Annotated in this window: 6 protein-coding genes; 2 read left to right on the forward strand and 4 right to left on the reverse strand. The window is 50.2% G+C overall.

All coding sequences use genetic code 11. The features are described from left to right. Window positions 1–176 precede the first annotated feature (176 nt). Window positions 177–317 carry a hypothetical protein gene (locus tag AC0QH1_RS29330; protein WP_324634985.1) on the forward strand — a complete coding sequence of 47 codons (141 nt, stop codon included), beginning with the start codon at window positions 177–179 and terminating at the stop codon, window positions 315–317. Between the two features lie 198 nt (window positions 318–515). On the opposite strand, the gene AC0QH1_RS29335 is transcribed toward AC0QH1_RS29330, so the two are convergent. Then, window positions 516–1,571 carry a M23 family metallopeptidase gene (locus AC0QH1_RS29335; RefSeq protein ID WP_324634986.1) on the reverse strand — a complete coding sequence of 352 codons (1,056 nt, stop codon included), beginning with the start codon at window positions 1,569–1,571 and terminating at the stop codon, window positions 516–518. A gap of 276 nt (window positions 1,572–1,847) precedes the next feature. Here AC0QH1_RS29335 and AC0QH1_RS29340 point away from each other — a divergent pair, with 276 nt between their 5' ends. Further along, entirely contained in the window at window positions 1,848–2,519 is a 672-nt protein-coding gene (locus tag AC0QH1_RS29340; RefSeq protein ID WP_324634987.1) for a phosphatase PAP2 family protein, read from the forward strand. A gap of 218 nt (window positions 2,520–2,737) precedes the next feature. Here the strand turns inward: AC0QH1_RS29340 and AC0QH1_RS29345 are convergent, their stop codons facing one another. From AC0QH1_RS29345 to AC0QH1_RS29355, 3 genes are all read right to left on the reverse strand, one after another. Then, entirely contained in the window at window positions 2,738–4,120 is a 1,383-nt protein-coding gene (locus AC0QH1_RS29345; RefSeq protein WP_324634988.1) for a coiled-coil domain-containing protein, read from the reverse strand. Window positions 4,121–4,421: 301 nt separating this feature from the next. Beyond that, entirely contained in the window at window positions 4,422–5,006 is a 585-nt protein-coding gene (locus AC0QH1_RS29350) for a Uma2 family endonuclease (RefSeq protein WP_324634989.1), read from the reverse strand. Window positions 5,007–5,154: 148 nt separating this feature from the next. After that, the coding region (locus tag AC0QH1_RS29355; protein WP_324634990.1) for a Uma2 family endonuclease at window positions 5,155–5,688 on the reverse strand (534 nt) is incomplete at its 5' end.

A 5,688-nucleotide genomic window follows, 5' to 3' on the forward strand; every position in this document is an offset into this window, starting at 1 on the left:
GTTGCAGTTACCAACCCAGGAGTTAACCCGTCTGTTGCTGACCCTTTCTCGCGAAGAGTTGTTGCAACGATTCGGAAACGAAGGTTAAGTATTATCTGGGGAAAGTGGATTTGGTAAAACTAGGGCGATCGCTCCCTACTTATTAGAAGCGATCGCCATTTTTCGGCTTATCCCTATTGACTCAAGGCAATATTTCGGTTCGCCAGCGTCAGGACAATCCGCAGCAGTGGGCGAACGTGCCACAAAATTTAGGCAGTGCTTATTTGACCCGGATTGCGGGCGATCGCCCCATAAATTTAGAGAGATCGCTTCATTAGGAGGAATCTGTCTTACAGGGGTTGAGCCATGACTTTTTCCCCGACAATGGGCACAAATTGTTAGCAATTTGGGAAAATTATATGACGCTCCCAGATATGGCGCTCGGACGGACAACTTAAGATTTATAGAAGTTGGGGTGAGGGCACGGCAGTGCCGTGGCCCTACGGGTAGCGATCCGTTGATTTTCGCCTTGATGTTTACTGCACTTCTACTTCGCGCTCGAACTCTACCACAACTTTATTATTGCGGAGCAGACGATATTCGCCGCGCCAAACGCCGGGGATAATCGGTCTTTGGGGGGTATTACGCTTGCCCACATATCCCATCCAGGTTTTACTGGGAGAATCGATAGTGCGTTTATCTTGTGCGACAATTTCGCCATTAGGTGCGGTGAGTTTAAACGCGAATTCGTCTCCTTGCAAGACACCATAGGTGTGAACCCAGAACAAAATGGCGGGGATATCTCGCGAGAGGAGAGAATCGCGGAAGCGTCCTTCCCAGAGGTCGTCCATCGTGGGGGCTTCGGCAGCAAAACCGGCATCAATGGGGCCGGTGGGCTGATACCCCAGGGAGTCTGCCCACAGGGAATTGCGCTGCACATTACATCCCGGTGCGGCGTTAGCACCCACAAAGGGGTCTACAACTTCTCCTTGGTAGCGGACGCTCAAATGCACGTGAGGGAACGATGCCGCACCGGATGCGCCCACCATGCCCAGGGGAGTGCCGGCTTCCACTTCCATCCCCGGACGCACCGAAATACTCCCATTGCGGAGGTGACAGTATTGGGTCTGCCACTGGTTGCCGTGGTCGATGACGATTCCGTTCCCACATTCTACCCCGGCGACTTCTTCTTTCTCACTTAAACTTCTGAGGCGGCGATCGGGCATCCCGTCGCGCACCCGCAGCACGGTACCGGGAGCGGCAGCCAGAACCGGGACACCTTGTGCCATTGTCGCTTCGTCGGAAATGGCAAAGTCGGTGCCTTTATGACCGTCGTAGGTTTGCCGCCCGCAGCCAAAATCCACCGCTTCTTCTGGGGTGGGGTCGAGATCGGGATAAAGCAAGATAAAGCAATCTTCGCCCAGGGTGCAGTCGATGGGTTGGGCGAAACGCGGTGCGTTCTCTGTGCGAGCGGAGATCGTCCTGTGTGGGCGAGCGATGCCGGGAACCTGGAAACCCAGCCAAGTGGCGCAGCTTGCCGCTCCTAGGGTGAGTAAAATTGTCGCAATCTGTTTCGGCTTGAGTGATATCATAAATAGGATTTCGGTTCGGGTCGGTCAGTAAAGACGTGGCCAGCGCGATCGCGGTTTCCGCAAGGCCGGCAAAAGTCTTCCTCCTTTTTTATTGTAGAGTCTAGAATAGAAAACCGGGGGTTCCCTGGCCAATACTGTGCGATCGCGGTGGGCTTCTTCCCTGGGAGCGACCGGTGCGATCGCCCTTGTTAAACTCCAGGCGGGAACTGCCAAACCTCTAAACTGTAAACCCTCGTTTCTGCTTCGTAAAAACTCAGACTGAATTGAACGATTGACATGAAATCTAAACTCATCTCATTAATATCAGTAATTCCCCTAGGCGGACTGCTCGGGAGTATTTTGTGCATTTGGGGATTTTTTGAAATTGCAGAGGAAGTGCTAGAACAAGAAACCACGGCAATGGATACGGAAGTTTTATTAATGTTCAAGGATTTGCATACGCCACTGCTCGATCGCCTGGTGACGGCAATTACCTTTCTCGGAGACCCGAGGCTATTGAGCGTGGTTTGTTTTCTCCTGGGCATCGCATTGGTGAGGCGCGGCATGAAAGCGGAAGCCACAACAATTGCGATCGCGGCTATCGGTTCGGTTCTGCTCAATACCGTTTTGAAAAAGGTTTTTTCCCGAGCCAGACCGGAACTTTGGGAGCGCATTCTCGATGTCAGTTCCTACAGTTTTCCCAGCGGTCATGCCTTGGTTTCATTGGTGATTTACGGCATTTTCGGCTACTTGCTTTCCACTCAATTTCCCCGCTGGCGCGTATGGGTAGCTATTGGTACCCTGGGCTTAATTATCCCGATCGGGTTAAGTCGGCTTTATCTCGGCGTTCATTGGCCCACGGATATTGTGGCTGGATATACGGCGGGAATGGTCTGGCTAATGGCCTGCATTATTAGTTTGGAAATTTGGCGACAATCTCGCGGCTTTTTCCAGGGGTATCAGGAATAATTTTATCAAGGTTTGGTCTGGAAATCCCCGCGCCCTAGAAGGGTAGGGCGTTGGTTCCAACTTTCGCCCGCATGACCAGGTCTAATTTAACACAGATTTTGAGTTTTTTGATTTGTTTCCCCCAGGGGGGGAGCGCTCTATCCGATCGACGGTTCCCCCCCTTGAAAGCTGCAAAATCATGTTATTTTTTCTGAAATTACCCCGATAGCAATAAAGAATTATTTCTGTTTTTCCTTCCCCGTTTCCGGTTTTTTATTCTTCTGGTTTGAATCAATTGCATTACTTTGTTTATCGGGAGTGGTGAGGGTTTGGAAGCGGCGATCGCCTTGTTTGATGGCATAGGCGAGCTTTTTCTGGTAAGCGGCAATTTTTTGGGATGCAATGGCTTGTTTGGCGTGATTTTTGGGCAGACTTTCTAACAAGAGAATGGCGGATTGCCATTCTCTTGCCACCACATTCCAGTCATAATGAGAAAATGCCGATTGAGCTTTGTTTGCGGCATCCCGAGCTGTTTTCATGGCTTGATTGAACGGATCGGTGTGCCTCACCTGCTGTCGCGCGAAGGCGAGATTTTCTCGCGCGTCCCGGATGTGCTGTTCGGCTAAGGCGCGTTTTAGGTGAGTTTTTGGCACGCGCTCCAGGCGCGCGATCGCCTCTTCCCAGTGTTTAGCCGCTGCCTCCCACTCCCCCATCGCCGTAGCACTTTGTGCGTCAAAAGTGGCGCGTTCCACGGTGGCGATCGCTTGATTGTAGGGATCTAAGCGACTTAATTGCTGTCGCACGTAGCGTAAGTTGTAGTTATACTCGCGGATTTTGGCCTCGGCAAAGGTGCGCTTGGCGTGGTTTGGGGGAACGGTTTGCAGTTTGGCGATCGCTTCTTTCCAGAGAATTGCCACTCGTTGCCACTCGGCGATCGAAGCGGCGCTCTGGGTTAAATTGGCAGCGAGTTTGCCTTTGGCAAGGGCTTGATGGATCGCACCGAATTCGGCTAATCGCGCTTTCACTTCCGCTAACTTTTGACCGTATTCAGCCAGCTTTGCCGTTGCCAAAGCGCGGTTGGGGTGAGAGGCGGGCAATTGCGTTAAATTCGCGATCGCTATCTCCCAATGTAACTCGACTTGTTCCCACTCCGCTTTCGATGACGCGGTTTGCGCCAGACTGGTGGCAGTTTGCGCTTTGGCGATCGCGCGCTCGAATCGATCCAACCGCGCCACCTGTTGGGAGGCATAGGTCAGATTGTGCTGATATTCCCCTATCTTTTCTCGTGCCAAAGCGCTTCTCGGGTGGGTTTCGGGTACCATTTTCAACTCGGCGATCGCCGATCGCCACAGACTCGCCACTTGGTGCCACTCTTCCAGGGAGATCGCGCGTTGGGTGAGATCCGCAGCTTGTTGCGCGTGGTTTATCGCGGCGCGGAATGGATCCACCTCTGGCTGCACGGTGGCGGTGGTGGCGGAAACGGGTAGAAACCCAGCTTGAAACTCCTTTGCAGGATCGCACCCTGCGGTTAATCCGATCGCGGCGATCGCGATCGCTTTGAGCAATTTGTGCCACCATGACAGTGGCAAGCACAGACCGAGAGAGAATTGATTGAGTGGCATAGCCCTGATGAAAATCCAGAGGTGGGAATCGGGTTTAACTTTCCGCCCTGCGAGCGCTTCTCTATTTGTTTTAGCGTGCGAATCCCTCAATCGGCAAATTTGGCTCGAATTTTCTATTGTTGGGTATAATTACTGTCATTTTTCCCAAGCCACCCAGAGCGGGTTTTCCCACCGACCAATCCTACGATTACCAATTCTTTCCGATTGCCATCTATCTAAAGGAATAAATTCCGCTGCGATCGCTGAAAATCCGACCCTGCATTTACCCTCGCCCGGCCCCGAAAAACAGCGATCGCCCCAGTTAGCTTTTCATTGGCGGAAACACCTTTGTCAATTCCAGGGTTAAACCGGGAAATCCCGGCAACCCAATCGTTTCATTCCACAGTTTAACCTGTTTTTGCTTATAGTTAAAGGTTCCGTTAGAATTTTGATAGGGACTCGTGTAGATTTCTAGTTGATTTTCCAGGACATTAAAAAGCCACACTTTGGAAATTCCAGCTTCGGCATAAAGGGGTAATTTGATTTCGCAATCGTACTGTAGTGAAACATCCGCAATTTCGATAATCAGCAAAATCTCATCCGGGGTGGGATGATGGGATAAATAGTTTTCTTTGCGATTTCGCACGATCGCAAAATCCGGTTCCGGTTCGCTATCTTGGGGTAACGCGACTGGATCGGCGCATCGTAAAGTCGCGCGATCGCCGAGTAAATGACACAGCTCTCGCAATAACTGCGTGCGACAGAATACATGTGGTTTTCCTTTCGATGCCATGTTCGCAATTTCTCCCCGAATCAGTTCTACGCGATCGTCCCCCTGGAAAAATCCCGCTTCAATTAAGCGGTGATACTCTTCAATCGTAAAGCGTTTGGTTTTCGGTAAGCTCATCAGAGTTCAATCAGGTTGACCACTGGCTTTATTTTACCAGATTTTCCCCAAATATTCCGGATTTTCAGAATTTATAAAAAGTTATTTGAAAATTAACTATAGTTTTTATAACTTATCGATACAACCGCTGATTTTATTTAGGTAGTGTTTACGCGATCGCCCCCGGGAAAACCCGTGCTAGTTCCAGAATCGCATCGGAAAACTCGGGCAAAGCAACGGTTTCATCGGGAAGCAACACCTGCTTTTGGCGGTAGTCAAAAACTGCATTAGATTTTTGATAAGAAGCCTTGTAAATTTCCAATTGATTTTCCAACAAATTGACGAGCCAATATTCGGCAATATTCGCTTCGGCATAAAGGGGAAGTTTCACCTCGCGATCGTATTGCAAAGAAGAATCGGCAATTTCGATAACTCCGATAATATCTTCCGGCATCGGATGACGAGATAAATAGTTATCTGCCCGATTTCTCACAATAACAAAATCCGGTTCTGGTTCGCTGTTATTGGGCAGTAAGATAGGGTCTTGGCATCGAACTTTGGCCTTACCAGATAGGAGAATGACCAATTGCTCGTTTAAATTCATACAACAGACTGTATGAGCTTTTCCTTTAGAAACCATTGGCACCAGTTCTCCCCGAATCAATTCGATGCGATCGCCCTCCTGGAAAAACCCCAAATCGAT

The organism is Phormidium sp. CCY1219 (assembly GCF_055795085.1).